The 3,109-nt window shown below is 65.7% G+C and carries 3 protein-coding genes; all 3 read left to right on the forward strand.

Annotation, left to right across the window (positions count from 1 at the left end; all coding sequences use genetic code 11):
• Positions 1-276 precede the first annotated feature (276 nt).
• Positions 277-1,491 carry an HNH endonuclease gene (locus tag AC08OO_RS22335; RefSeq protein ID WP_476611819.1) on the forward strand — a complete coding sequence of 405 codons (1,215 nt, stop codon included), beginning with the start codon at positions 277-279 and terminating at the stop codon, positions 1,489-1,491.
• Positions 1,439-2,713 carry a PBSX family phage terminase large subunit gene (locus AC08OO_RS22340; protein ID WP_476611820.1) on the forward strand — a complete coding sequence of 425 codons (1,275 nt, stop codon included), beginning with the start codon at positions 1,439-1,441 and terminating at the stop codon, positions 2,711-2,713. The genes AC08OO_RS22335 and AC08OO_RS22340 overlap by 53 nt, the downstream gene beginning before the upstream one ends.
• Positions 2,714-2,726: 13 nt before the next feature.
• A partial coding sequence (locus AC08OO_RS22345) for a hypothetical protein (protein ID WP_476619032.1) occupies positions 2,727-3,109 on the forward strand: 383 nt, incomplete at its 3' end.

Genomic DNA, 3,109 nt, shown 5'->3' on the forward strand with positions numbered 1-3,109 from the left:
CGTCAGCGATCTCGGGCTACCTGGGCAACGCCACGAAGCTGGAACAGCTCGACCAAGGCGATAGCTCGACTCAGGCACGGTCGATGCTGGGCGACCTCGCGCGGGCGTTGGATGTGGCTGCGGGACAGCTCCCACCAGCGGGTTGATCCATCCGAAACGCACGTCTGTTCGGTAGAATCGGGGGCATACCCGGCGCCTGATGAGGCGCCCCGGGGCTGAGGATTGCCGTCCTCTCCCCCGGGACTTCGAAACACCTCGTGTGCGGAGGTGCCCCGCGTGGGCGAGTCTATTTGCGTTGTCCAGGGCTGCGACAGCCCCGTGCTGGTCAAGTCCAAGGGCCTGTGCTCGAAGCACTACCAGCGGCTCATGAGGCACGGCTCCGTCGACGCCTGGCACGGGCCAACGAAGGCCCCAGCGCGGATGTGCACCGTCGAGGGCTGCACCCGCAACGAGCTGAACCAGACGCACGGCCTCTGCGAGATGCACGATGCTCGTCGCCGCCGCACGGGCACGACCGCTGACCCCGTCCCGCGCGGGCGGAAGCTATGCCGGATCGAGGGCTGTGGCCGATCAAACCAGTTCTTCGGCCTGTGCGACACGCACGAGTACCGCCGGAAGCACGGGCTATCCCTCGAAGCGCCGATCCGCCAGCCGAGCCCGGACGTCTGCGTCATCGACGGCTGTGGCCGCACGGGGCCGCTGAAGCGGGCGATGTGCGGCATGCACTACCAGCGATGGGCGAACTGGGGCGACCCGCTGCGCGAGCCGGTGCCGCACGTTCCGCGAGGATGCTCGGTCGAAGGCTGCGAGAACGCGCACGCAGCCGACGGGTACTGCCTCGTGCACTACCAGCGGCTACGCCGAACTGGGATCACCGAGCTGCGTGAGCGTGAGTCGTCGCCGGAGTTCTGCTCGATCGAAGGGTGCGGCAAGCCTCGGGATTCACGATCCTGGTGCCGGATGCACTACGGCCGCTGGCGGAAGCACGGCGATCCACTGATCGTGCTTGCGGAGCGAGACCCGAACCCGCCCGAGATCTGCACCCTCCCCGGCTGCGGCGCGCCCCGCGCCGTCAAGCGCCTGTGCCGCCCGCATTACCAAGCCGCTCATCACGCTGCGAACCGGGAGCTCCGGAACACCCGGATGCGAGCGCACTACAGGGCGAACGTCGACATCTACACGATCCGCTCCACACGCCGTCGCCGTCGCCTCGACGCCGCATTGACCAACCACGATCGGGAGTTGTCGACGGCGTACCGCCGCGCCATCCAGCGCGACGCCTGCCGCTACTGCGGAGGTCCGAGCGCAGAGAACGACCACTTCTTCCCGGTCGCCAAAGGCGGTACGGATCACTGGTGGAACCTTGTGCGCGCCTGCGCTCCGTGTAACAAGTCGAAGGCGGCCCACTGCGGGACGTGGTTCATCCTGAGAGGGAGTCGTGCGGCTCGAAACGCTCCCTCTCTCACCGAAGCAGATCCGGTCAGTTGCTGAGGCGAACCGGCGTCTGAACATATGGCAGGGGAGCGTCCGCAGCGGAAAGACGATTTCGAGTCTGCTTCGCTGGCTCATATTCGTGGCGGACCCTCCCCCGTCGGGGTTGCTCGCCGTTGTCGGGAAAACCCTCGACACGGTTTTTCGCAATGTCTTCGAGCCGCTCATGGACCCGACCATATTCGGTGATGCCTCAAAGCACGTTCACTACACGCGTGGAGCCCCGACCGCAAAAATTCTCGGACGCCGCATCGAGATCATTACGGGCAACGATGTCCGCAGCGAAGGCAAATTGCGCGGCGCCACGATTGCGGGCCTGTATGCGGACGAGCTGACATTGCTCGGCGAGGACTTCTTCACGCAGGCGCTCGCCCGCCTCTCGGTCCCGGGCGCCAAGCTGTTTGGCACCACAAATCCCGATGGACCTCAGCATTATATTCGCAAGAAGTTTCTACTCAGAGCCTCAGAGCTGGATCTAGCCACGTGGCACTTCGTCCTAGACGACAACCCCGTACTCGGCGAGGACTACAAGAGCGCGCTGAAGGCCGAGTACGTGGGTCTTTGGTATCGCCGCTATATTCTTGGGGAATGGTGCCTCGCAGAAGGCGCCTGTTACGACATGTGGGACGAAGACCGGTTCGTTGAAGACACTATCCCCACCGTGACGCGCTGGGTTGGCACGGGCGTGGATTACGGGACCGTTGCGCCGTTCGTTGGCATCGTCGGCGGGATCGGCGTCGACCGGCGCCTCCACCTCGTGGCGGAGTACCGATATGAGTCGAAGCTGGCTCACCGGCAGAAGACCGATGCTGAGTACTCCACAGCCCTCCAGGAGTTCCACGCGAGTGTTCCGATCCCTGGGACAGGGCTGCGCGGTGTCCGTCCCGAGTACATCTGCGTAGACCCCTCCGCCGCGAGCTTCGTCACCCAGCTTTACCGCGATGGCGTCAGTGGCGTGATGAACGCAGACAACGCGGTAGTGGACGGCATCCGCATGGTGTCCTCGCTTTTCGGAAACGATCGAATCAGGGTGCATCGCTCGGTCCGGGGTTTCATTTCCGAGGTACCGGGTTATGCCTGGGACAGTGACGCCGCAGATAAAGGCATTGACCAGCCCATCAAGGCGGACGATCACAGTTGTGACGCCGTCAGGTACCTGATCAAGTCCACCGAGCCGCTCTGGTATTCGACGCTCCGCCAGCCACTCCAGCCCGCCGCGTAGAGGAGCCTCCGCTGTGGCGACGGACAAACGAACCGTCCACGGAAGTGGCGATTTCGGCCCCCGCCGAGGGGCCTCCGGCGCGTCGATCGCAGCCCTCGCGGGCCGGGCCCGCGCCGAACGCGCCGACCCGCTACGCGCGAAGGTCATGGCCGACCCGAAGATCCACAACCCTGAGGGGTTCCTGATCTGGCTGGGCCGGCGCAAAGGGGGGCTGAACAGCCACAAGGGCCGCAGCCCGCATCCGGGGATCGGCACACGCCGCCTGGCCGAGCGGGGCGCGCTACCAGGCCGCGCACCTTCGGGTGGCGGTGGGGATGCGCCGACGGTGCGGCTGTCCCAGGCGGACATCGCACGGGCATTGCAGGCGAAGACGCCGACGATGCTGCGCCGCCCACC

The sequence above is a fragment of the Frankia sp. CeCAU1 genome (genome assembly GCF_977971845.1).